This window comes from Sphingobium soli, from assembly GCF_020782245.1.
Taxonomy (GTDB): domain Bacteria; phylum Pseudomonadota; class Alphaproteobacteria; order Sphingomonadales; family Sphingomonadaceae; genus Sphingobium; species Sphingobium soli.
Map to the genome: position 1 here is coordinate 121,674 of NZ_JAJGNP010000004.1, position 24,319 is coordinate 145,992.

Here is a 24,319-nt window from a genome sequence, read left to right on the forward strand (position 1 = left end):
CGACGGCACGGGCTGGCTTTCGGTCGGTACGCATTCTATGGCGACGCCATGGACAGATCGCCCCTCGCCCCAGCCACCTTTCCCTCCCTTCCAGCCATTGCCGGGGTCACGCTGCGCACCGCTCGTGCTGGCTACAAGGCATGGGAGCGCGCTGACCTGACCTATGTCGAACTGGAGGCAGGTACGGCGGTTGCCGGCGTGACGACTCAAAGCAAATGCCCCTCGCCGGAAGTCGAATGGTGCCGCGACGCCATCCCATTGGGGGCCGCGCGCGCGCTGGTGGTCAACGCCGGAAACGCCAACGCCTTTACCGGTAGCCGCGGCCGCGCAGCCGTGGAAGCGATCGCCGCCAAGGTCGCCAATCATCTGGATTGCCTGCCGTCGGACGTGTTCATTTCCTCGACGGGCGTCATCGGTGTCCCACTGCCCGTGGAAAAGGCAGAAGCCGGTCTTGAAGCCGCCTTCGCAGCAGCGCCGTGTGGCTGGGAGCAGGCCGCGATCACCATCGGAACCACGGATACCTATCCAAAGGGCGCGAACACCAGCGCAATGATCGGCGACAGGCGGGTGACTTTGGTCGGGATCATCAAGGGATCGGGCATGATCGCGCCGGACATGGCGACCATGCTGGGCTACATCTTCACCGACGCCGCCATCGAACCGGCGCTGTTGCAGCAAATGCTGACGGCCGCGAACACACGCACATTTTCCTGCATCACGGTCGACAGCGACACCTCGACCAGCGACACGGTGCTGGCCTTCGCCACAGGGAAGGCCGGCCACCCCCCGCTGCGTTCAATGGACGATCCGGGCGCGGATGCCTTTGCCGCGGCGCTGGCCGACCTCTGCCGACAATTGGCGCACCTTGTCGTGCGCGACGGCGAGGGCGCGACCAAACTTATCGAAATCCGCGTCGAAGGCGCCACCAGTGACGACAGCGCCCATCGCATCGGCCTGTCGATCGCCAACTCGCCCCTCGTCAAAACCGCGATTGCGGGCGAGGATGCCAATTGGGGGCGCGTGGTCGCCGCCATCGGCAAGGCCGGCGAACCCGCCGATCGGGACCGGCTTTCCATCCGCTTCGGCGCAACCCAGGTCGCCACCAACGGCTTGGCCGTCGAGGGCTATGACGAAGCACCGGTCGCCGCGCATCTGAAAGGGCAGGAGATCGAAATCGGCGTCGATCTGGGGTTGGGCGAAGGCCGCGCGACCATCTGGACCTGCGATCTGACGCACGGCTATATCTCCATCAACGCGGACTATCGCAGCTGATGCTTTTGGATCTGCACGAACCCGTCGTCGCGCTGATGCGGCAAGTTGCCCGCGACGTGGTCATGCCACGTTTCCGCAACTTGGCTGCCGATGAGATCGCCGAAAAGGCGGCGGATGATTTCGTCACCATCGCCGACAAGGAGAGCGAATTGCGGCTGTCCGAAGGATTGAGCGCGATCCTGCCGGAGGCTGGCATCATCGGTGAGGAAGCCTGCGCGACCGATCCCGCCATATTGGACCGCGCGGGCGAAGGCTTGAACTGGATCATCGATCCGATCGACGGCACCGGCAATTTCGCAGCTGGCAATCCGCCTTTCGGGATCATGGTTGCACTCGCCGACGCGGGCACGACGCTGGCGGGTTGGATTCTGGATCCCCTGACCGGTCGGCTATGCCACGCACTGCTGGGCGGCGGCAGTCATATTGACGGGCAAGCCGTTCGCGCGAAAGAAAGCGGCGGTGACCTGCCGATCGCAGCGCTCGCAGTCTATTTCATGACGGCTGAGGAGCGGGCGGACATTCAAAGACGCGCCGAGGGTGCCTTTGCCGTGGTGGACATTCCCCGCTGCGCCGCCGAACAATATCCCCGGCTGGTGCTTGGCCAGAATGACGTCTCCGTTTTCGCGCGCACCCTGCCTTGGGATCATGCCGCCGGCACATTGTTCGTCAATGAAGCGGGCGGCTGCTGCCAGCGGCTGGACGGCACGCCCTATGTCGTAGGCGATCTGCGCCGCGGCCTGCTGGGTGCATCCTCCCCCCGCCTCTGGGATCAGGCGGCGCGCCAATTGTTCGGCTGAATCACGACAGCAAATGCGACAGCTGCAACGGCTAGCCGAACAGTTGGCAGTCCGCGCGCAACTGTCGCACTCGCTGTCCACGCCCATGAAAAAAGCCGCGCCGTCAAAGCGTTGACGGCGCGGCTTTCTACTCAGCCGACACGCGGCGGAGCGCCGCGTATCAGAGCATCACAGGACGCTTTCGATCCAGCCCTTGAGCGCGCTCTTGGGGGCAGCGCCAACCTTGGTCGCGCTGACTTCGCCATTTTTGAACAGGATCATGGTTGGAATCCCGCGCACGCCATATTTGCCCGGAGCATCGGGATTTTCATCGATATTGATCTTGGCGATGGTGACCTTGTCGCCCAGTTCCTCGGAGATTTCCTCCAGGGCCGGGCCGATCATCTTACACGGGCCGCACCATTCCGCCCAGAAATCGACCAGCACCGGCTTGTCGGCGGCGATCACGTCCTGCTGGAAGCTGACATCGGTAACTGCCTTGGTGGCCATGGGTAAATCTCCTTTGCTTGGCGCAATATCTAGGATGACGGAGCCGTCGGCTCAACGGGCGGGAGCGGCAAAATTCCCTGCGCGCCGACAAAGCCCGGCTTGTGCGCTGCCAGCAGCGCTGGCGGCAGGGTGATGAGCCGCGGAACGCTGGTGTAGAGCAATCCGGCCTCGATTTGGCGGCCGGGAAAGATCACGCCAAGCGCGGCGGCATAGGCCGCCATCTGGCGAAGGTGGGAGGTCGGCACGTCCGCCAGCGTCGATGGCGCGACGCGCCCCGTCTTGAAATCGACGAACTGCACCCGATCCGCCCCGACGCACAGGCGGTCCACCGTACCGGCGATGACCGCCTCCCCCACCACCGCCGCAATCGGCGCTTCGGCGAGCGCGCCAGGGCCAAATAGATCAGCAAAGTCCGGCGCGTCGATCACCCGCAATGCCTGCTCGATCAACTGCTGGCGCTCATCTGCGTCGATGAGCCCCTGTTGCGCCAGCCAGCGGTCGGCGGCAGATGCACGCTGATTGGTGCCCAGGCCAGGCAGTCGTTCGAACAAGGCATGCAACAACCGGCCTTTCTCGGCCGCCGCGCGCATCGCGGGAGTAGGCGGAGGATAGGGAACATCATCCTCCACCTGAGCCGATGGCGCCAGCGGCCGCGGGGGCCTGGCTTCGGCGGGCGCGGCCTGCCGAAGCCAGGCCGGCATGTCGGTAGCCAGATCGGCAGGCACATCCTCGACAGCCGCGTCCTTGGAGGGCAATTGCTCCGCCCCGCGCCAGCGCCGGGCGGCGCCCCATAAGGGGTCAGCCTCCCACTGCGCGCCCAGCGAAACCATCGCCCCTTCGACAGCGGCAAACCAGCTTTCCGGCTTGACCTCGCCTTTGGCGCGCGGCCCCAGCGATCCTGCAACGACGAGCTTTTCCTCCGCCCGGGTGAGCGCCACATAGAGAAGCCGCCAATGCTCCTCCCGCTCGATTTGAGCCGCCTCCTCTGCCACATCCCCGATGGGCCCTTGCCGCTCCGCCTTGCGCGGCGGCAGGATGGGGAGGCCATTCCACTCCAGCATGTCGGCGCGATTGCCCGCATCGGGGTCCAGGCACGCATCGGCCAGGATGACGATCGGCGCTTGCAATCCCTTCGCGCCATGCACCGTCAGCAGCCGCAGCATATCCCCCTGCCCCGCCGCGTCGCGGACGATCTCCACCTCGCCCCGGTCGAACCAGTCGATGAAGCGCTGGAGCGAGGGATGATCGTCCTGTTCGAATGCAAGCGCTGCGTTGAGCAATTCCTCAATCGGGTCGGCGGCTTCCGCGCCGAGCCGTGCGATCAGCTTGCGCCGGCCATCCATCGGCCCCGACACAATCGCTTCCAGATAGCGGTAGGGCGTCGAGAAGTCCGCCACCGCCAGCAGATTCCGCAAAGGCCCGAGCGCCTCATCGTCCAGCGTCTGGTTCAGATGCCGCCACAGCCCCGTTCGGCGCCCAACCAGCCGGTTCATCAACTCGTCCTGGGTCCAGCCGATCAAGGGGGATACAAGCAGGGACGCCAGGTTGAGTTCGTCCTCCGGCTGAACCGCGAACCGCAAGGCCGCCAGCAAGTCGCGCACCGCGAGCGGCGCGTTGAGGCGCAGCCGGTCAATACCCGCAACCGCCACCTGCTCCTCATAAAGCCGCGCGACGATCAGTCGTGCCAGTTCGCTCCGCCGACGCACCAGGATCATGATGTCGCCCGCCCGCACCGGACGGCCCCGGCTCTCCAGCATGACGCCGTTGTCGATCCACTGCTTTATCTGCCGCGCGATCCGCTGCGCCAGCACGCGCTCCTGATCGTCAGCCCAATCCTCCTCGCCGTCCGCATCCTCGGTCATGTTGGCGACAACCGGCTTCCACAACGTCACTTCGCCCGGATGGCGATTGGCGCTGTCATGATGGACCTCGCCCGCCTCCAGGCCGAGCCGCTCGGCACGCAGCGTGGCGATGGTGCGATCCACCACATCCAGGACCGCCGGCGTCGAACGGAAACTACGGTCGAGCGACAGGCTGTGAAAATCGTGACCTGCATCCATCGCATCGCGCTGGAACAACAATTGCGCGGCCGCGAAATTTTGGGGACTGGTGCCCTGAAATCCGAAAATGGCCTGCTTGAAATCGCCGACCGTAAACACGGTCCGAACCTTGTCGCCCTTTGCCCCCGCGCCGCTGAAAAATTCCTCCGCCAGCGTCCGGACGATCCGCCACTGCGCGGCATTGGTGTCCTGCGCTTCATCGACCAATATATGGTCGATCCGCTGGTCCAGCTTGTAACGTATCCATTCGGCGATGCCGGGCTGCTCCAGCAGCGCGGCCGTACGCGCGATCAGGTCATCGAAATCGACCGCGCCGGCCAGGCGTTTGGCGGTCGCATATTCGCGGGCATAGGCGCGCCCGGCATGAAGCGCCTGAGCGAGCAGCGCGGCGTAATCGGCGCGCAACTTGAGCGCGATCAGCTCGCCGCACCGGCTGTGCAACCGCGCCGCCATCTCGCCATAGCCGTCGATCGGCGGCACCCAGCCCCTGGCATCGATGATGTCGCCATCCGCCTTCGCCCAGGCGCGATGCAATTCGATCAGGCCCGCAGCGCGGCCCGCCGGATCGAGCGCCCGCCACGCGGCAATGCGGTCGCACCGTTCCAGCCCGCGCCCCTTGCCCCAATCGGCATTGGCGCGCACGATCCAGTCGAGCGCCCGCATATCGAATATGTCGTCGCGGCACTGGTCGGCCAACCATTGGTCCACGTCACCATCCGGCAGCCCCAATTCGGCAGCGATCCATGGTGCAATGTGGGCAGGCAAGCCGCACAGCGCCTCGCCCCGTGCCGCACAGCGCATCAGAAAAGCTTCCGCGCCGCCTTCGCCCAAGCGCAGGCTGAGCGACTGGAGCGCTGTCATGATCGGGTCGTCGCCCTCTTCCTGCGCGCGCACCACCACGTCCGCCAGCGTCTGGCGGGCCAGGGCCGATTGCTCGCGCTGATCCAGCGGCCGAAAGCCCGGTGCCAGTTCAGCCTCCAATGGAAAGGCTGTCAGCAATTGCTGACAAAAGCCATGAATCGTCTGAATGCGCAGGCCACCGGTTGACTCCAGCACCTCGGCGAACAGGCGCCGGGCATGATCCTGCATCTGCGGGCCATGATCCTCGCCCAGCGCCATCAGGTCCGCCGCCAGCGCGGGGCCATCCATCTGGACCCACGCCGCCAGCCGATCATGGATGCGATCGGCCATTTCGGCCGCCCCCGCCTTGGTAAAGGTGAGGCAGAGGATATTCTCCGGCCGCACCCCCTGGAGCAGCAGGCGAAATACACGCGCGGTAAGGACATGGGTCTTTCCCGTCCCCGCCGACGCCGACAGCCACACATGGGCGTCAGGTCCGGCAGCCCGTGCCTGATCGCCGAGCAATTTCTGAAGCGCGCGCGCCCTACCCATCGTCGCGGCCATACCATTCCTCCAGCCGCATCAACTGGTCATAATCGCCATAGTTGGCGACTTCGGGATTGAGCTGCGCCACGAAGGGCGCACTGCCCAGCAGATAGTCATTCGCCAGCCCTTCGAAATGGGCGTGGGCATGCGCCGTGAATTCCTGCGTGATGATCTTGTCGCGTTTTCCCAGCGGATCGACCGGCCGTTCCCGATATCCGAACTGGTCCCCCTTTTTGGCAAGCGACCAATATTCAAAGTCGCCGGCCACGGGCGCGGGGCCCAGTCCGTCGAAGCCGCCCATTTCCGCGATCACACCAAGCAGCCCCAGTTGAAGCGAGAAGCCTGCCTTCACCTGCCGCGCACTGGGCGGCTTGCCCGTCTTGTAATCGATGATGCCGATCCGACCGTCCGCCAGCCGGTCCAGCCTGTCGGCCTTGCCCATCAGCGTGACCCCCGCGACCTCAGCACGGCCTTCCTGTTCCACCGATATGATGGTCCGCCCTTCCGACTTGTCGCGCGCGACCTCCGCCGCGATCCAACGGATCGATTCGATCAGGCGCGGTTGCCACAGAGCCTTGAGCAGCGGGTGAACTTCCGGCTGATCGAACATGGCGCGCGCGCGCGCTTCCAGGTCGGTGGGATCAAGCGTGCCCGCCTCCGCCCAGCGTTGCAGGACCTCATGGACGGCGGTGCCGCGCCAGGCCGGGCCGGCGTCGGCGTCTACGGGATCGAGTCGCGCCAGGCGCAGAATGCGGCGCGCATAGAAAGCGAAGGGGTCGGCCTTGAGCCGGTCGACATCGGTCACCGGAATGACATGGGGCCGCACGGCTATCGGCGGGGATGGCGCGGGACGCCTCGCCGGGCCGTAAACCAACGGCGCATCGATTGCCCGCGCCATCGCCGCATAACGATCTGCGGTCTTCCACTGCGGCCCTGCCATCGCTTTCAGACGCAGCCACAGGCGCGATGCCACGGCCGGCCCGCCGCTGCCGCGCCGCGCGCGGGTGATGAGCACGCGCGGTGCGCCCAACGCGCCCGCAAAATCATGCGCGGCCAGCCCGATCCGTGTTTCCAGTCCCGGCAGGCCCAGGTCACGCCGGATGCGCGGGGCGAGCCAGGGGTCCGGCGCGGGCAAGCCGGGCCAAACGCCTTCGTTAAGCCCACCCAGGATCATGACGTCGGCCTGAGTCAGGCGCGCCTCAATAAGCCCCAGGATCGAAAGCCGTGGATGCCCGCCTTGCGGAGGGCGCACGGAAAGACCGCTCAGCATATCGTCAAGCAATGCCGGCAGCGCGCGCGCATCGGCCTGACGCGGCCCCTCCGGCGCTGCGGACTCCATGTCCGCGAACAGATCGGCGGCGGCATGACCATGATGACCCGCCCAGATCGCTTCCGCCGACAATAGGCTGGCCGCTTCCCGCAACGCAGCGAGTTGCCCTGCGAGACCGGTGGTGGTGGCGAAAGCCGTTTCCAGCGGCTCCAGCAACGCCCGGGCGGTCGGCCACCAGGCGCGGACCTGATCGCGCAGCGTCCTCTGCCGGTCGTCGTCACGGGCGCGCAGCACCAGGTCTATGCCGTGCAGCCCGGCCTGCGGGCGCGGTCCGCGCAGCAGTAGGTCGAGCCCGCGCACCCCGTCCAGCCAGGCGATCCGCGCATCGCCCCGCATCACCAGCGGATGTTTCAGCAACGTCAGCAGCGGCACGGGAGCGAACCGCTCGGCCACCGCTTGGGCCATCGCAATCAGCAGCGTCCCGGGCGGCAGGCGCGACAGGGGTTGCCCGGCGCTGTCATCCGCGTCGATCCCCCAGCGGCGGAGATGCGCCGATACGCGGGTTGCCAACTGCCGATCCGGCGTCACCAGCGCTGCCGTGCGTGCCGGCGTTTCCAGAACTTCGCGCAGCGCGATAGCGATCGCCTGCGCCTCCTCACCCGGGGTCGCGACTTCCAGCGCTTCGACGCCCGCCAGAGATCGGTCGGCGGTCTTGAGGTCGCGCCAGCGACTGGTGAGCCGCGGCGGCAGCATCGCGTTGGAGATATTGCGCCCGCGCACGGCGCGCGCATCATGTTCGCTGCCCCAGCGCCACTGCGCGACATCGTCGCGGGTTGCGCTCATGCGGTCGAGCAATTGCTTGAGCGCATATTGCGGATGGCTTTCATGGCCGGGTACGCGCTGCCCGGTTGCAGGGTCGGGGTCGAACGGGCCGATCGCATCCCAGGCATCGGCATCCATATGCTGGTCCAGTCCGGCGAACACCACCATGCCGTCGGGCGTTTCAGCGATGCAGCGGAGCAGGCGGGCAATCGCCGGCGCCGTGGTCGAAATGCCAGCGGCGACCACGGGACCGGAAGGCGGGTGCAGAGCCCATCGGGCAGTAAGCCGATCGAACAAACGGTTGCGCCGGTCGGCAAGGTCGATGCAACCGATCCGCGCCAGTTCGGCGGGCCAGCGCGTGATCAGTATCGCGAACAGGGTCAAAGACACTTGCCAGTGGCGTGACAGGTCTGCGGAAAGGTCAATATCCCGCAGCGCGCGGGGTGAAATGCGCTCCACCTGCATCTGGTCCAGCACGGCGCCGAGGGCCTGGCCCAGCTGGAGCGCCTGCCCCGCATCCACCTCCGGCCGCACGTCCTGCACCATGCGCGCCAGCAGCATCTGACGGCGCATCGGATCAATGGCGGGCGGTATAGGCTCCTCTTCGCCCAGCGGGTCCAACGCGCCGCCGACCTGTTCGCCCAGATCGGGATCGCCGATCGCGATCAGGCGTGGAAGCAGCAGTCCCCCGCCCGATTGCCGCACGAATGCGTCCCGCACCGCGCGAATGGCGCGGTTGTTGGGCAGCAGCACCATGGCTTGCGCCAGCGCCATCACATCGCCACGATGCTGCGCGAGCAGCCCTGTCACCAGGGCATCGGCAAAGGCGCGATGCGCCGGGATGGTGAACAGGGCCGGACGGCTGCGCTCACCCATAAGCGAGCGTGGATTCCACCACGGGGATCGCCGCGGGCGTGCCGACGTCGAACCACAATCCCTGGTGCGATACGCCATAGAGACGACCCGCCGCGATAGCGCGGTTCCAGAAGATATTCGTGGAAAAGACGTCGCTCGGCGGATCGACCAGCAATGCGGGAGACAGGATCTGGATACCGATATAGACGAAAGGCGCGACATGGCCTTCGCGCCGGCGGGTCAGCCTGCCGTCCGCGTCCATCCTGAAGTCACCCATGCCGCTATGGCAATAGGCGCGGGCCTGCGGCACAAGCAGCAGCAACGCATCCATGCGCGCAGGATCCCACACGCGGCGCATCATGGCGAAGGTTTCCGCCGGGCCATCGACCCAGAAATTGTCGCTGTTGACGCAGAAGAAGGGCTGATCGCCGAGCAATGGCTTCGCCTTCATGAGGCCGCCGCCGGTTTCCAGCAGCTGCGCGCGCTCATCGGAAACGGTGAACTCCATCCCGCAGCGGCGCGCCTTCAGATGGGCTTCGACCGTGTCAGCGAGATAATGGACATTCACCACCACCTTGCGAACGCCCCCGGTTTCCAGCCGATCGAGCGCGTGATCCATCAGAGGCTTGCCGGCCACCTTGACCAAAGGTTTGGGGCGCGTTGCGGTAAGGGGGCGCATCCGCTTGCCCAGCCCCGCCGCCATCAGCATCGCCGTGTCGATCATGGTCGCCGCCTTATGCCAGCGCGTAGGCTTCAAGCGCGCTATGCCGCTTTTCCGCCGGAATATTCTGCGCGAACCATGAAGCGACCGGCGCCAGCGCAGGATGGTCGAGATCGCGCTCCAGCAGGCTCCACATGCGCGGCAGATAGGACAGATAGCGCGGCTTGCCATCCCGCTTCCACAAACGCGTGAAGATGCCGATGATCTTGGCGTTGCGCTGCGCGCCAAGCACGGCATAGGCCGCGTCGAAATCCGCTGGCGGCGACGCGATGGCGCGATAATGATCGAGCATCGCAGCCTCCACCGCCGGCGGGACGTCGCGCCGCGCATCCTGCAACAGGGATACAAGGTCATAGGCAGGGTGGCCGACCAGGGCATCCTGGAAATCCAGCAGCCCAAGGCCATGCGACGTCGGATCGTCGATCAGCATGATATTTTCCGCATGATAGTCGCGCAGGACAGTGACCGGCGCGCTGACCGACCGTTCGATCAGGGGCAGCACCTGGTCCCACACGCCGACATAGGCATCGACATCGACCGAAAGGCCAACAGCGGGGCAGTAATATTCGGTCAAAAGCCCCGTTTCGCGCTGGTATACGGCGCGGTCATAGGGCGGCAGGTCGGCTGGCGGCAGTCGGTGCAGTTCCGCCAGCAGATCGACCGCGCGCGTATAGACGGCCAGTTCATCACCCGGATGCACATCCAGATGCTCCTTGACGCGCAGGTCGCCGAAATCCTCGATCAGTACCAGGCCGCGCTCCAGATCGCGCGCCAGGATGCGCGGTGCGGCAAATCCGTCCTGCCGCAACCGTTCGGCAATCGCAATGAAAGGGCGCGGGTCTTCCTGCGGCGGTGGGGCGTCCATCAACACGGCCTGCCCGCCAGACCTGACAACGCGGAAGTAGCGGCGGAAGGATGCGTCGCATGCCAAAGGCAGGATCGCGGCCTCCCCCCAACCTGCCTGGGCAAGAAAAGCGGGAGCGGCAACGGGCGGGATCAAATCTGGGACCATCGATCCGTCCAAGCGTCCGGCACGTCCGCTGTCAAGCGTCGCGCGCCATCCTCCAATATCTCTATGGTGAGGCGCAGGCTGTGCGGCCAGAGCGAGGTTCCCAGCCGATCGGGCCATTCGATCAACAGCAGGCCGTCCATCAAATAGTCGCCCAGCGCCAACTCGTCGGCTTCCGCCACATCGTCCAGCCGGTAAAGATCGACATGCGTGACCGGCACCCTGACTTCCGGCACATCATAGGGTTGAACGATCGCGAAACTCGGGCTCGGCGCTTCGCCTTGCAGGCCGAGCGCCTCAAGCAAGCCGCGCGCCAGCGTGGTCTTGCCCGCGCCAAGCCCGCCCTCCAGCGCGATCACATCACCGATGCGCACGTGCCGGGCAAGGCGTCGACCCAAAGCGATCATTGCCGACTCGTCGGGGAGATCGACCGCAAGGTCAGCCACGGGGTAGTTCGATCAGGATCATCGTCCCCTGCCCTTTCTTTGATACAAGCTCCAGCGTCCCGCCATGCGCCTGCACCAATTGGCGGGCCAGGGGCAGACCCATGCCTGCCTTGGCACCGCTACGCGCCTGTTCCGCCCGCACCAGCGGCTCGAAAATAGCCCGCTGACGCTCGGTCGGAATGCCCGGTCCATTATCAGAAATGACGATGCGCGCCCGATCGGCCGTGCCATCGCCATGCAGCAGGATGCGCGCGCCCCGGCTGCAATAGGTCAATGCGTTCTCAAGCAGATGGTCGATACATTGGCCGATCCGCCGTTCGTCCCCGCGCACCACGCCCACCGCTGGCGTGAGTTCGAGCGCCAGGTCCATACCCTTCGCCGCCGCCTCTGCCCGCAGCCGTTCGACGCGCGCGCGGGCCAGATCGCCTAGATCGAGCGGAAGCCGCTCGATCGGCAAGGTGCCTGCTTCGCTTTGCGTCAGGTCCAGCACATTGTCGATCAGCATCGACAGGCGGCCGGTGCTCTGCAGGATCCCCGAGACATAGTCCTTGGCCGGTTCAGAAAGTTCGCCCGCATAGCCCGCGCTCATCATTTCGGCGAAACCCGCGATGGTCGTCAGCGGCGTGCGCAGTTCATAGCTCATATTCGTGACGAAGGCCGTCTTGATCTTGTCCGCCTGTTCCAGCGCCTCATTGCGGTCGCGCAGCACCTGTTCGACCCGGCGGCTGTCCGTCACGTCCAGCATGGTGAACAGGGCGTTGCCATCGGGCAGCGGAATGGCTGCGAATTCGAAAATGCGGCCATCGGCAAAGCCGACATGCCCCATGCGCTGCTTACGTTCCACGGTGGCGGCCCGCACCAGTTCGCGCACCAGATTGCCTTGTTCGGGCTTGGCGAGGCGGGATTGCACGTCGCGCATCAGATCGTCGATGCGCGGATGAGTGGCGAGCAATTCCTCGCTCGCGCCCCAGATCGTGCGGAAACGGCTATTCCACATTTGCAGGCGGCCGTCAGCGGCAAAGACACCAATCGATTCGAACAGATTATCGAAAGTGGCGGTCCGCACCCGCAACAGCGTGTCGCGCGCGCTCGACAATTGGACCTGTTCGGTACGGTCTTCAAAAATCAGGAGCAGCCCACCATCGGGAAGCGGCTGGGCGTAGACGCGCAAATGCGTGCCGTCCTGAAGCAGCCAATTTTCCTCCACCGGTTCAGGCGAGAGGAACCAGTCACGCCGTTCGGATCGCCAGGCCGGAAAATCGCGATGCTCAGGCAAGCGGCGGGCGTCGCGCATCTGGTCGAGGACACGTTCGAAAACCGGCGCATCCGCCAGAGCCTCCTGCCGCAGGCCAAAGAGGCTCATGAAGGGCTGGTTCCAGAAGCGCAGCATACGGTCCGGACCAAAGCGCGCGACGCCCGCAGACAAACGGTCCAGCAGGTCACGCTGCGCGGCTTCAAGCCGCCGACCCTCGACTCGCGCCTGCTCCAGTTCATGCTGATCGACCGCGTAGCCGGCTATCCCCGCATCGCCCAACGGCACGTCGACGACCCGCATCATCCGGCGCTCGCCGTCGATCGTGGCCGGCACCATGCGTTCGACCAGCTGGTCGCGCGCCATCGCATCGGCCGCAGCCGCTTCCGGCGGGACGCCGCCTACGGATTCGACCAGCTCGATGCCCTGGGTGATGACATCGGCAGCGTCCTGGGCATCGACAGCGCGGACATAGGCGCTGTTGACAAGGCTGAGCCGCAGGTCGGGGGTACGATGCCACATTGGAAAGGGCGCCGCTTCCACGAGCCCGGCAAGCGCCTCCAACGCATCACGCAGTTGCGCAACCTGGCTTCGAAGGGACTGAATTTCGGCCTGGCTGTCGGTTGCATCAAAAATCCACAGCAGAACGCCGCCGCTTTCCGCAAGCTCAGGGCCGGCGGGCGCGCCGCGCACAAGCAGCAAGCGAGTCGAATCGATGCCGCGAACGGGCAGAGCGAAGCTTTTGCCGGCGCGTTGGGCGGCAGCGATGACCTGAGCGAGCGCATGCGCATCTTCCGGCTCGATCCCGCCATCCTCAGCGGTCAGTTCCGAAAGGAAATTGGGCGCGCGGGTGCGGCCAAGCCATTTGGCCAGCCTGTCCGCAGCCTCCAGCCGGCCGTCGGGGTGGACAATGACCGGTGCCGCCGGGGCCGACGCAAGCAGCATGGTCAAACGGTCGAGCTTGCCTTGCGACTGCGTTCCTTCTCGGCGCATGCGCTGGCCGCTCATCACCGCCCAGATGGCCGCGCCCAGCCATAGGGCCAGCACGATCCCCAAAATCATGGCCGCGACAGGCGAGAGCGTCGTCATAGGCGCTTGCCCACCATGTGCAGAACCTGCCTGTCTCTCATCATAAGTGCCACCGACCTAACGCAGATCGCGCATGGCGGGAAGCGGCTGGCTCAAAGATTCACAGGCAGAATGATGATCGCTGAACGGAAAAGGGGGCGGCGTTTCAGCCTCCCCCTCTCGGTGTCGGTCTTAGTAGCGGTAGTGATCGGGCTTGAACGGGCCTTCGACCGGCACGCCGATATAGTCGGCCTGCTTCTGGCTGAGCGTGGACAGCTTGACGCCCAGCTTTTCGAGGTGAAGCGCGGCCACCTTTTCGTCCAGATGCTTGGGCAGGACATAGACTTCGTTCTTATAATCGTCTGCCTTGGTCCACAGTTCGATCTGGGCCAGCACCTGGTTGGTGAAGCTGGACGACATGACGAAGCTGGGATGGCCGGTGGCGCAGCCCAGATTGACCAGACGCCCCTTGGCCAGCACGATGATCTTCTTGCCGTCGGCAAATTCAACCTCGTCGACCTGCGGCTTGATCTCGGTCCACTTCATATTGTTGAGGCCCGCAATCTGAATCTCGCTGTCGAAGTGACCGATGTTGCAGACAATCGCCATATTCTTCATCGCACGCATATGGTCGACGGTGATGACGTCGGCATTGCCGGTCGCGGTGACGAAGATGTCGGCGCGGGGCGCGGCCTCTTCCATCGTTACGACCTCATAGCCCTCCATCGCCGCCTGCAACGCGCAGATGGGATCGACTTCGGTCACGAGCACGCGCGCGCCTCCGTTGCGCAGCGAGGCAGCGCTGCCCTTGCCCACGTCGCCAAAGCCCGCGACGACCGCGACCTTGCCCGCCAGCATGACGTCGGTCGCGCGGCGGATCGCGTCGACCAGGCTTTCCTTGCAGCCATAGAGGTTGTCGAACTTCGACTTGGTGACGCTGTCGTTCACGTTGATCGCCGGGAAAGGCAGCTTGCCCTTCTTTGCCAATTCATACAGGCGATGCACCCCCGTGGTGGTCTCTTCCGATACGCCCTTGATCGCCTGCACGGTCTTGGTGAGATAGCCCGGACGTTCAGCCAGGAAGCGCTTCAGCGTCGCGACGAAGATTTCCTCTTCCTCGTTATCGGGCGTGAACAGCGCTTCGCCCGCTTCGACGCGGGCGCCCCAAAGGGCGAACATCGTGGCGTCGCCGCCATCGTCCAGAATCATGTTGCAGGTCGTGTCCTGACCCCAGTCGAAAATCTTGACGACATAATCCCAATATTCCTCCAGCGTCTCGCCCTTGACGGCGAAAACGGGGATGCCGCGCTGCGCGATGGCGGCAGCGGCGTGGTCCTGGGTCGAAAAGATGTTGCACGACGCCCAGCGCAGTTCAGCGCCCAGTTCCGCCAGCGTCTCGATCAGCACCGCGGTCTGGATCGTCATGTGCAGCGAACCGGTGATGCGCGCGCCCTTCAGCGGCTTTGCCGCGCCAAATTCCTGACGCAGAGCCATGAGGCCGGGCATTTCGGTTTCGGCGATCTCGATTTCCTTGCGGCCGAAACCGGCAAGGCCGATGTCGGCAATCACATAATCCTGGGTCTGGGCAGCGGGGGCGGTGGCCACGGGCGTGTCTCCGTTCTTGAAAAATGTCAGATGCGCGCCGGCGGACAATCCGGCGGCGGGATGATCCGCGCCTTACCAATCGGCGCGGATCAAGGCAACTCGATATAAAGTTTTCTTTATGTAGCGTAGCGATGGCGGATCATGCCAGTCCGGCCCCGCCGACGAGATGCGTGGAATCGACGCCCGAAGCGGCAAAGATCGCAGCCCATTTGCGTCGTGCCGGTGTGTTGAACAGCAGGTCGGCATTGCCAGGGGCAAGGAACCAGCTTTCGCCGGTCATTTCCTCCTCAAGCTGTCCCGCGCCCCAGCCGGCATAGCCCAGCGCTACAAGATAGCGGCTGGGCCCACGCTGTTCGGCGATCGCCTTCAATATGTCCAGCGACCCCGACAGGCCCCATTGGTCATTGACCTGCATCATGTCCTGTCCGGCCCAATCGAGCGAATGGAGCACGAAACCCCGTCGCGGCTCCACCGGGCCGCCGCGCAGCACTGGCGTATCGGGCACCTTGTTGGCGTCAATATCGAAGCTTTCCAGCAGTTCGCGGAGGCCCAGCCCCTCCATTTCGTCGCTTACCGCGATCCCGAGCGCCCCGTCCGCGTCATGCACGCACAGCGCCAGCACCGAATGATCGAACCGCTGATCCTGCATACCGGGGAGGGCGAGCAAGAAATTGCCGCCATAAAATTGGGCCTGATCCATGATCTGAATATAGAAGGCTTACCATGCTTGCCAAGGACAGTCGGGCCGGCGCTCGGGGCGCCCTGTCATATTCGTGCATCCAAGCCTTGACATCCCGCTGGTCGCAACCGACCTCCCGGCGCGTAGATAGGCAGGAGACACAGCATGACGATTTCCAAGGGTGAACGCATTCCCAGCACCACCTTCACCAAGATGACGGAAAACGGCCCAGAGCCGGTATCGTCGGATGACTATTTTAGCGGCAAGACCGTCGCCATATTCTCCGTGCCCGGCGCCTTCACGCCCACATGCTCCGCCAAACATCTGCCTGGCTTCATCGAAAAGGCCGATGCGCTCAAGGCCAAGGGCGTGGACGAAATCGCCTGCACCGCCGTCAATGACGCTTTTGTCATGGGGGCCTGGGGCAAATCGGCCGGCGCCGATGAAAAGGTGACCATGCTCGCCGACGGCAATGGCGATTTCGCCAAGGCCGTGGGTCTGACCATGGACGGTAGCAAGTTCGGCCTGGGGACGCGCGGCCAGCGCTTCTCGATGATCGTCAAGGACGGCGTCGTCGAAGACCTCAATGTCGAAGAGCCTGGTGACTTCAAGGTATCTTCGGCTGAATATATGCTCGAAAAGCTCTGATCCTCCGCACCGCGCGCCAGCTTTCATAAGACTGGCGCGCGGTCTTCCTTCCGTCATCGAAAGGCGGTAACGGGAGGCGATGACTCAGAGCATCGGCAAAGCCACGGTCGGGCAAATCGACCAGATCTACCAGACCGCCATTGAAACGCTGCGCGAAGCGATGCGCGCTTATGCCCGCGATGGCAGCGTGCCGCCCCCAGAAGCCCGCGACGACCGCCGCTTTTGCTACCCTGAACTGCGCATCACCTATCGGCGCGACAGCGACGTGCCGCCACTTGGTCGATCCTTCGCGCGCCTGTCGAAACCGGGCCGCTATGTGACCACGATCACGCGGCCAGCCATGTTTTCGGATTATCTCGCTGAGCAGATCGACCTGCTTGTGCGCGATTATGGGGTGGAGGTCGACGTCGGCCCCAGTAATCAGCAAATCCCCTTCCCCTATGTGCTCGACGGGCTGGACATCAATGCGCTGGATGGAACGCCGCCAACGGAACTGGCGCGACACTTCCCCGCAACCGAACTGGCGGAGATTGGTGACGAAATTGCCGATGGCCTGTTTATGCCGGATGTGGATGGCGACAGGCCCCTCGCCTTGTTCGACGGCCTGCGAACCGACTTTTCACTGGCACGGCTAAAACATTATACCGGCACGCCGGCCGAACATGTGCAGCGTTACATCCTCTTCACCAACTATCATCGCTATGTCGATGAATTCGTTGCGTGGGCCTGTGGCGAGTTGCAACGCGAAGGCAGCCGTTTCACTGGCCTGTCCGGCGCGGGCGGCGTCTATGTCACGAACGAAACCGCCAACCCCCATGCCGCCATTGCGGAAGGTGCATGGCGCAAACACCAGATGCCCGCCTATCATCTGATGGCGCCCGATCGCAGTGGCATCACACTGGTGAACATCGGCGTCGGCCCGGCCAATGCCAAGACGATTTGCGACCATCTGGCGGTTGTGCGCCCGGAAGCCTGGCTGATGATCGGCCATTGCGGCGGGCTGCGACCGAGCCAGCGGATCGGCGACTATGTGCTGGCCCACGCCTATCTGCGCGATGACAAGGTGCTGGACGCGATGCTGCCGCCAGAAATTCCCGTGCCCGCCATTGCCGAAGTTCAGGTCGCCATGGCGACTGCGGCCGAAACGGTACTAGGCGGCAACGATCCGGAGGATTTCAAGCGTCGCCTGCGCACCGGGACTGTGGTTACGACCGATGATCGTAACTGGGAATTGCGCTATTCGCATTCGGCGCTGCGGTTCAGCCTGTCGCGCGCTGTTGGAATCGACATGGAATCGGCCACGATCGCCGCGCAAGGCTATCGCTTCCGCGTGCCCTATGGCACGTTGCTGTGCGTTTCTGACAAGCCCATTCACGGCGAACTCAAGCTGCCCGGCCAAGCCAATCGCTTTTATGAGGAAGCGATAGCCGGGCATTTGCGCGTCGGTATCATGACATGCGAATTATTGCGGCAGCAGGGCGCGAAACTGCACAGTCGCAAGCTGCGGGCATTCAACGAACCGCCCTTCCGCTGACAGGTAGATCATGCAGCGCCGGCGATGCTGACTCGGTTCTTGCCCAGCTTCTTCGCGCTATAGAGCGCCTCATCGGCGCGGTGAACCATATCTTCGAGCGTCAAGTCTTCGGGAAGCAAGGCGGCGACGCCGAAACTGGCGCGTAGCGTGCTTTCGGGCACCTTCGGCAGGGAAAGATGCGCAACTTCCAGGCGCACGCGCTCCATCACGTCGGCCGCCGCCTGCGCGTCGCTATCCTGTAGCAGCAGGCCGAACTCGTCGCCGCCCATCCGCCCGACGATATCACCGCGACGCACCGCCAGGATCAGCAACTGCGCAAAGCCCTTGAGCGCATGATCGCCGGCAATATGGCCGTGATTGTCATTGAGCGCCTTGAAGCCATCAAGATCGCAAATCACGAGTGACAAGGGGCGGCCGTGGCGACGGGCCTGGGCAATGGCCTGCGACGCGGCCTCTTCCAGTCCGCGACGATTGAGCACTTCCGTCAGCGGATCGTGACGCATCTGGCTGCGCAACTGCTGGGCCAGGTCGCCCGCAACCACCAGCACGGCGGAAACCGCCGTGCCGACATATATGGTCGGCATGCCAAGGCTCAGGATGTTGCGATACAGGTCCTTCCCTTCGCTCGCACTGCGAATGAAAGTGGCCGATACAGCCAGCGCCAACTGGCAAAGCGCGAACAGAATGAGAAAGGCGAAAAACGCCTTTTCCGGAGGCGTCATCGCCCGGTCGATCGGCCAGAGCGATGCGGCGCTGACGAGCAGCAACAGCCCGACATATGTTGGTATGATCATGCCCTGAAGGACCTGATTGCCAAAAAAGCCGATCGCCACCGCTATCATTATGCAGACGATTGCCGCCGGTGCGGCAAAAGCCATGATGTTGACGCGTCGGCTGGATCTTTGACGAATGCCGATCGCCAATAGCGACGCACTGACGACCAGCGCTGTTCCGGTCACGATGAACATCGCGGCGCTTTGCAGAAAAAACCCCGCGGCGTTCGCCAGCCATTGCAGGACGCCGACCGCATAGGACGCGGTCCATGTCAGGACATGCCTCTGCCTGCCGAAATGTGCGAAGGCGATCGCCAAGGCGATCGTCATCACAACGGAAGTTCCAAAAAGCAGCGAAAGAAGGATAGCCGGCCCACTCATGAACCGGCCATTTACCAACTTTTATTGAGCGTTACCAGCCACAAGACTTACCTTTATTCTGTTCGATCAACCACTTCTGCAATGGTGCGAAATAATTGACCAACGCCTTGCCGGACATTTCCCGCTTGCCCGTGAACGCCTGGAGCGCGTCGGGCCATGGCTTTGACGCCCCCATTTTCAGCATGGCATTCAGTTTTTCGCCAACCTGCTTGTTGCCGTAGAAGGAACAGCGGTGCAGCGGGCCTTTCCATCCGGCCTGGCGGCATGCGGCTTCGTAGAACTGGAATTGCAGCACGCGGGCCAAGAAATAACGGGTGTAAGGCGTATTGCCCGGAATGTGATATTTGCCGCCCGGATCGAACTTCGTCTCGTCGCGCGGAACCGGCGGCACAATGCCCTGATATTGCAGGCGCAGGTCGTTCCAGCCCTTTTCATACTGATCCTGCGGAATAGACCCATCGAAAACGCCCCAACGCCATTTGTCGATCAGCAGGCCAAAGGGCAGGAAGGCGACCTTGTCCATCGCCTGGCGTAGCAGCAGCCCCAGATCCTTGTCCGACCCCGGCACCTTGGCGGGATCGAGCAGGCCGATCTTCACCAGATAATCGGGCGTGATCGACAGGGCGACGAAGTCGCCGATCGCTTCATGGAAACCGTCATTGGCGCCGTCGAGGTAGAGCGGTTTCTGAATCTGATAAGCGCGTTGATAATAATTATGCCCCAGTTCGTGATGGATGGTGACGAAATCGTCGCCATTCACCTTGGTGCACATCTTGATGCGGATGTCGTCCTTATTGTCGAGATCCCAGGCCGAGGCATGGCATACGACTTCACGGTCGCGCGGCTTTACGATCTGCGAGCGTTCCCAGAATGTCTGGGGCAGCGGATCGAAGCCGAGGGAACTGTAAAATCCCTCACCCGCCTTGACCATCTTCACCGGGTCATAGCCTTTCGTGGTCAGCAATTCGGTGACGTCGTAGCCCAGATCGCCGGCGCCTGCGGGCGCGACGATATCATAGATATTCCCCCATTCCTGCGCCCACATATTGCCCAGCAAATCGGCGCGGATCGGACCGGTCGCTGGCTGAACGGCATCACCATATTGTTCGTTGAGCTTGGTGCGGGTATAGCAATGAAGCTCGTCATAGAGCGGCTTGACCTCGGCCCAGATCTTGTCGGTCAGCTTGGCGAAGTCATCGGCTGGCATGTCATATTTGGAACGCCACATGGCGCCTGTATCGGCAAAACCCAGTTCCTTGGACCCTGCATTGGCGATGCCGACGAGTTTGACATAATCGTCGCGCATGGGTGCACCGACATTGTCATGCCAGCTGACCCACATTTCCTTGAGTTCCTGGGGATTGCGGTTGACCCCCATCTGCTCTTCTATGTCGCTGCCGTTGATCGGCTGGCCCTTGAGCGTCCCTTTACCCTTGCCATAAGCCGACTGAAGCTTTGTCGCGAGTTCGTTTAGTTCCTCGGCTGCGCCAGCAGTGGTGGGCGCCGGCAGCGTCAACGCGGTTTGCAGCAGGTTGAGCCGCCGTCTGGTTTCGGCTGACAGGCCCGGTGCCGTGGCATATTTGCCCGCTTCCAAAGCGAAATCGACGCGCTGTTTCGTATCGATTGCGCCGAAATAGGATGCGATCGCGTCGGTGTCGTCGGTGATATAGGTTGCGTTGATCCAGGCGGCCCGACCGCTGATGATCGACTGGTCGAACAGCGCCTTTTCCGCTTTCGTCAGAAAGGCTTCCGCTTCGGCTGCGGTCGGCGCAGCGGCAGGCGCGGCCTGCGCCATCACCGGCGTGGCAACAAGAGCGGCCGCAAGCGCGGCCAGCGAAATCGCGATTTTCATGGATAGTCCCCTGAACGTTATGCCCGGAGACTGACTTGCTCCACCGACACAGTCAAGCGGTGAGGAAATCCACCATCGCCTGCCCCAGCTCCTTGCGCGTCACAGCGTTCATATGATTGCCGGGCACTTCGAAATAATGCCCGTCGCGCAATATGTCCGCCAATTCATGGGCGCTCCCGTTGCTATCGTCATCCGCTCCGCAGATGACAGCCGCCCGCTGCGGAAAATTGGCGATGACGTCGGCCGGCGTATCGACAAAGGTGTTGAGAATGTGCAGCAGCGCGACCGGATCGCCCTTGGTCGTCTTTAAAAAGGCTTCGGTCATCCACTCTGACGTGCCGCGCGCGAAGGTGCCAAGATTGGTGAGCACATTGGTATAATATCCGCCATTGTCGAGCGTCTGGGTAAGGCCGCGCAGGCCCATGCCGCTCAGTATCACGCGGCGGGGCGTCGCGCCGCGCGCCAGCATCCGCACAGTCGTCCGCGCGCCCAGCGAATAGCCGCCAAGATCATAGTCGGTCAGGCCCAGTTGCTCGATCAAACCCAGATTATCGTCCGTCAGCGCGTCTGCGGGATAGGCGGCGGCGTCATGCGGCTTGGCGCTTTCCCCGTGCCCGCGCAGGTCGGGCAGGATCAGGCGAAATCCCGCCTCTACAAGTTTCGCGGCATGGCCATAGCGGATCCAATTGGTCCAGGCGTTGGAGAAATAACCGTGGATCAGCACCAGGTCCCGCCCCTGCCCCACCATATGCACGGCGATCGGCAGGCCATCGAACCCTTTGACATCACGGCGTTCGATCAGCAGGTCGGTCATCATCGCTGTTCCTTATTCGGCAAATCCAACTTGCCGATATGGGGTCGGTGGCCCTGGCGCAACAGCAGGATGAGTGTCAGCGCCGCGCCGGCCTGAGCGATGCCCATGTCTTTTTGCGCATCCCAGGGATCGCCTTGCTGGCCGTTATAATAGTCTGCCGTGTTGCCCGCCACAAACACGGTAAGAAGCCATTCGAAGATTTCGTAGAGCGCGCTGCCAAGCCCGATCGCGGCAAAGGCGAAGGCAAGGCTCCACCGGTGCGACATCCCACCATGGCGAAGCGCGACTTGCGCCAATGGCATCATCAGCAACGCGCCGAACGCGCAATGCACGAGGCGATCGAAACCATTGCGGCGCAGGCCCATAAAGCTGGAAATGTCATGACCGGTCAGCATCCGCGCCCAGTCATCATAGGGCACATAGCTGTAAATCCAGCGCGCAGCGAAAGTGTGCAGCAACAGGAAGAGCCAGACGCAGCCAACGGCCCGATCCGAAAGGGGCCAGCGACGCACCAGTCCCGGGGCCATGAGCGCGAGGACCAGCGTCGGACCATGCTGGAGCGGAGCAAGATCGGGAAAGGGCTGCCTTACATTGGCGAGCGCGATGGCCGCCAGCAACAGCAGGATCATCCCGCGTTGCGGGCGCGGCACATCGCGCCACGCCCTGCCAACGCCGGAAACCATAGGGCATTCAGCCCTTTTTGAGGTGACGCCGACCCAGCAGTTCGGCGATCTGCACGGCGTTCAGCGCCGCGCCCTTGCGCAGATTATCGCTGACGCACCAGATGTTCAGGCCGTTTTCGACGGTCGAATCCTCCCGCACGCGGCTGATGAAGGTCGCATAGTCGCCAACGCATTCGACCGGGGTGACGTATCCGCCATCTTCCCGCTTGTCCACGAGCATGATGCCCGGCGCTTCGCGCAGGATATCCTGCGCTTCCTTGGCCGAAATCTCCTTCTCAAACTCGATATTGAGCGCTTCGCTGTGGCCAACGAACACCGGCACGCGCACGCATGTCGCCGTGACCTTGACCTTCGGGTCAAGGATCTTCTTGGTTTCCGCGACCATCTTCCATTCTTCCTTGGTCGACCCATCGTCCAGGAACACGTCGATATGCGGGATCACGTTGAAGGCGATCTGTTTGGTGAACTTCTTGGGCTCGGCGCTGTCGCCCACAAAGATGTTGCGGCTTTGCTCGAACAGCTCGTCCATGCCCGCCTTTCCGGCGCCCGATACCGATTGGTAGGTGGCGACGACGACGCGCTTGATCGTCGCGGCGTCATGCAGAGGCTTGAGGGCCACGACCATCTGCGCGGTCGAGCAGTTGGGATTGGCGATGATGTTTTTCTTCGTATAGCCGTCGACCGCTTCCGGGTTCACCTCGGGCACGACCAGGGGCACGTCCGGGTCCATGCGATAGAGTGAGCTATTGTCGATCACGACGCAGCCCGCGGCCGCCGCCTTGGGCGCATATTCGGCCGTCGGACCAGACCCCGCGGCGAACAGGGCGATGTCCCATCCGGTGAAGTCGAAATGTTCGATATTCTTGCATTTGAGCATCTTGCCCGTTTCACCGAATTCGATTTCGGTGCCGTGCGACCTGGGGGATGCGACCGCCGCGATCTCGTCAATCGGGAACTCTCGCTCAGAGAGAATGGTCAGCATTTCGCGGCCCACATTCCCGGTGGCTCCGACGACGACGACCTTGTAACCCATGACTGAAAACTCCACTCCGATGCACATATTGCGGTGGGGGCGGCATAACGATACTGGGGCGTTTGTCCAGAAAGAAGGGCTTTTCGATCCCATAGCGCGCTCCCGCCACGGCATAGTCGGCGGCCCCCTTTCCCCTTTGTCATCGGAATATCAGTTGATGTCGTCCCGTTCGTTGCCGCCTCTGCCCCAGCGCTGGTTCCATAGTTTCGAATTTCCCGATGGCGAGCGGGTCGAAGGCATAAAGCCGCTCGCATCCCTCCGCGAGGAGGCGGACCAGATTTTCAATCAACCGCTTGCAGGTCGGCGCATATTGGACATTGGCGCATGGGACGGATTTTTCTCCTTTGAAGCCGAAAGACGCGGCGCGGCCGAGGTACTGGCCACCGATCATTTCTGCTGGTCCGGCCAGGGCTGGGGCGACAAGCGGGGCTTCGACCACGCCCATGCGCGCTTCGAATCCAGGGTAAGGTCGCTCGACCTCGACGTGGCTCAGCATCGGGTCGAGGAACTGGGCCATTTCGACAACGTGCTGCTGCTCGGTGTGCTCTATCACGTCACCGACCCCTATCGCATCCTCGAAGCCGCCGCCGCGATGAGCCGGGATCATCTGGTGCTGGAAACGGTCACGGCGCTGCGTCACGAACCAGTGCCGGCGATGCGTCTGTTCACCGAACTGGAACTGGACAGGGACCCCACCAACTTCTGGGCGCCCAACATATTGGCGCTGCGCGAAATGTGCCGCCGCTTTGGCTATACGCGTTTCGCGGTCATGCCCGAAGCGCTCGATAACCGGGGTTGGCGCAAATGGGCCATGCCTTTCCGCCGCAAGGACCGCTATCGCCGGGCGGTGTTTCACGCCTGGCGATAGCG

Annotated in this window: 19 protein-coding genes; 5 read left to right on the forward strand and 14 right to left on the reverse strand. The window is 63.4% G+C overall.

Features of this window, described 5'->3' with window-relative positions:
• Window positions 1-48: 48 nt before the first annotated feature.
• Together argJ and LL253_RS07135 are read left to right on the forward strand one after the other, a co-directional pair.
• Entirely contained in the window at window positions 49-1,272 is a 1,224-nt protein-coding gene (gene argJ / locus LL253_RS07130) for a bifunctional glutamate N-acetyltransferase/amino-acid acetyltransferase ArgJ (RefSeq protein WP_228226715.1), read from the forward strand.
• Complete coding sequence (locus LL253_RS07135; RefSeq protein ID WP_228226716.1) at window positions 1,272-2,069, forward strand: inositol monophosphatase family protein; 798 nt, start codon at window positions 1,272-1,274, stop codon at window positions 2,067-2,069. The genes argJ and LL253_RS07135 overlap by 1 nt, the downstream gene beginning before the upstream one ends.
• Window positions 2,070-2,237: 168 nt before the next feature.
• Here the strand turns inward: LL253_RS07135 and trxA are convergent, their stop codons facing one another.
• The 9 genes from trxA to LL253_RS07180 all read right to left on the reverse strand — a co-directional run bounded on the left by trxA (window position 2,238) and on the right by LL253_RS07180 (window position 15,752).
• Window positions 2,238-2,558, reverse strand: a complete 321-nt coding sequence (gene trxA, locus LL253_RS07140; RefSeq protein ID WP_009821630.1) for a thioredoxin TrxA — start codon at window positions 2,556-2,558, stop codon at window positions 2,238-2,240.
• A 29-nt stretch (window positions 2,559-2,587) separates the two neighbouring features.
• Window positions 2,588-6,022 carry a double-strand break repair helicase AddA gene (gene addA / locus LL253_RS07145; RefSeq protein ID WP_228226717.1) on the reverse strand — a complete coding sequence of 1,145 codons (3,435 nt, stop codon included), beginning with the start codon at window positions 6,020-6,022 and terminating at the stop codon, window positions 2,588-2,590.
• Window positions 6,003-8,972 (reverse strand): double-strand break repair protein AddB, encoded by a 2,970-nt coding sequence (gene addB, locus LL253_RS07150; RefSeq protein ID WP_228226718.1) that lies wholly within the window; start codon window positions 8,970-8,972, stop codon window positions 6,003-6,005. The genes addA and addB overlap by 20 nt, the downstream gene beginning before the upstream one ends.
• Entirely contained in the window at window positions 8,965-9,675 is a 711-nt protein-coding gene (locus LL253_RS07155; RefSeq protein WP_228226719.1) for a nucleotidyltransferase family protein, read from the reverse strand. Before LL253_RS07155 ends, addB begins: the two co-directional genes overlap by 8 nt.
• Before the next feature lie 10 nt (window positions 9,676-9,685).
• Window positions 9,686-10,672 (reverse strand): aminoglycoside phosphotransferase family protein, encoded by a 987-nt coding sequence (locus tag LL253_RS07160; protein WP_228226841.1) that lies wholly within the window; start codon window positions 10,670-10,672, stop codon window positions 9,686-9,688.
• The gene (gene tsaE / locus LL253_RS07165) at window positions 10,669-11,127 is read right to left on the reverse strand and encodes a tRNA (adenosine(37)-N6)-threonylcarbamoyltransferase complex ATPase subunit type 1 TsaE (RefSeq protein ID WP_228226720.1); all 459 of its coding nucleotides are present in this window, start codon (window positions 11,125-11,127) and stop codon (window positions 10,669-10,671) included. Before tsaE ends, LL253_RS07160 begins: the two co-directional genes overlap by 4 nt.
• Entirely contained in the window at window positions 11,120-13,468 is a 2,349-nt protein-coding gene (locus LL253_RS07170; protein WP_228226721.1) for a sensor histidine kinase, read from the reverse strand. The genes tsaE and LL253_RS07170 overlap by 8 nt, the downstream gene beginning before the upstream one ends.
• A 171-nt stretch (window positions 13,469-13,639) precedes the next feature.
• A complete protein-coding gene (ahcY, locus tag LL253_RS07175) occupies window positions 13,640-15,052 on the reverse strand; it encodes an adenosylhomocysteinase (RefSeq protein WP_228222795.1) in 1,413 nt (470 codons plus the stop codon).
• Between the two features lie 139 nt (window positions 15,053-15,191).
• Window positions 15,192-15,752 carry a YqgE/AlgH family protein gene (locus LL253_RS07180; RefSeq protein ID WP_228226722.1) on the reverse strand — a complete coding sequence of 187 codons (561 nt, stop codon included), beginning with the start codon at window positions 15,750-15,752 and terminating at the stop codon, window positions 15,192-15,194.
• Between the two features lie 144 nt (window positions 15,753-15,896).
• On the opposite strand from LL253_RS07180, the gene LL253_RS07185 reads away from it, so the two are divergent.
• The gene (locus tag LL253_RS07185; protein ID WP_009821619.1) at window positions 15,897-16,379 is read left to right on the forward strand and encodes a peroxiredoxin; all 483 of its coding nucleotides are present in this window, start codon (window positions 15,897-15,899) and stop codon (window positions 16,377-16,379) included.
• A 79-nt stretch (window positions 16,380-16,458) separates the two neighbouring features.
• Complete coding sequence (locus tag LL253_RS07190) at window positions 16,459-17,913, forward strand: AMP nucleosidase (protein WP_228226723.1); 1,455 nt, start codon at window positions 16,459-16,461, stop codon at window positions 17,911-17,913.
• An 8-nt stretch (window positions 17,914-17,921) separates the two neighbouring features.
• Here LL253_RS07190 and LL253_RS07195 read toward each other — a convergent pair whose 3' ends face one another.
• The 5 genes from LL253_RS07195 to LL253_RS07215 all read right to left on the reverse strand — a co-directional run bounded on the left by LL253_RS07195 (window position 17,922) and on the right by LL253_RS07215 (window position 23,449).
• On the reverse strand, window positions 17,922-19,016 hold the full coding sequence (locus tag LL253_RS07195; protein WP_228226724.1) for a GGDEF domain-containing protein: 1,095 nt from the start codon (window positions 19,014-19,016) through the stop codon (window positions 17,922-17,924).
• 82 nt (window positions 19,017-19,098) lie between these two features.
• Window positions 19,099-20,919, reverse strand: coding sequence for a M2 family metallopeptidase (locus LL253_RS07200; RefSeq protein WP_228226725.1), 1,821 nt, complete (start codon window positions 20,917-20,919; stop codon window positions 19,099-19,101).
• A gap of 52 nt (window positions 20,920-20,971) precedes the next feature.
• Window positions 20,972-21,733, reverse strand: a complete 762-nt coding sequence (locus tag LL253_RS07205; RefSeq protein ID WP_228226842.1) for an alpha/beta fold hydrolase — start codon at window positions 21,731-21,733, stop codon at window positions 20,972-20,974.
• On the reverse strand, window positions 21,733-22,416 hold the full coding sequence (locus LL253_RS07210; protein ID WP_228226726.1) for a DUF2238 domain-containing protein: 684 nt from the start codon (window positions 22,414-22,416) through the stop codon (window positions 21,733-21,735). The genes LL253_RS07205 and LL253_RS07210 overlap by 1 nt, the downstream gene beginning before the upstream one ends.
• Window positions 22,417-22,423: 7 nt before the next feature.
• A complete protein-coding gene (locus LL253_RS07215) occupies window positions 22,424-23,449 on the reverse strand; it encodes an aspartate-semialdehyde dehydrogenase (RefSeq protein ID WP_009821613.1) in 1,026 nt (341 codons plus the stop codon).
• A 157-nt stretch (window positions 23,450-23,606) separates the two neighbouring features.
• On the opposite strand from LL253_RS07215, the gene LL253_RS07220 reads away from it, so the two are divergent.
• Complete coding sequence (locus tag LL253_RS07220; protein WP_228226727.1) at window positions 23,607-24,317, forward strand: class I SAM-dependent methyltransferase; 711 nt, start codon at window positions 23,607-23,609, stop codon at window positions 24,315-24,317.
• The last annotated feature ends 2 nt before the right edge of the window (window positions 24,318-24,319 follow it).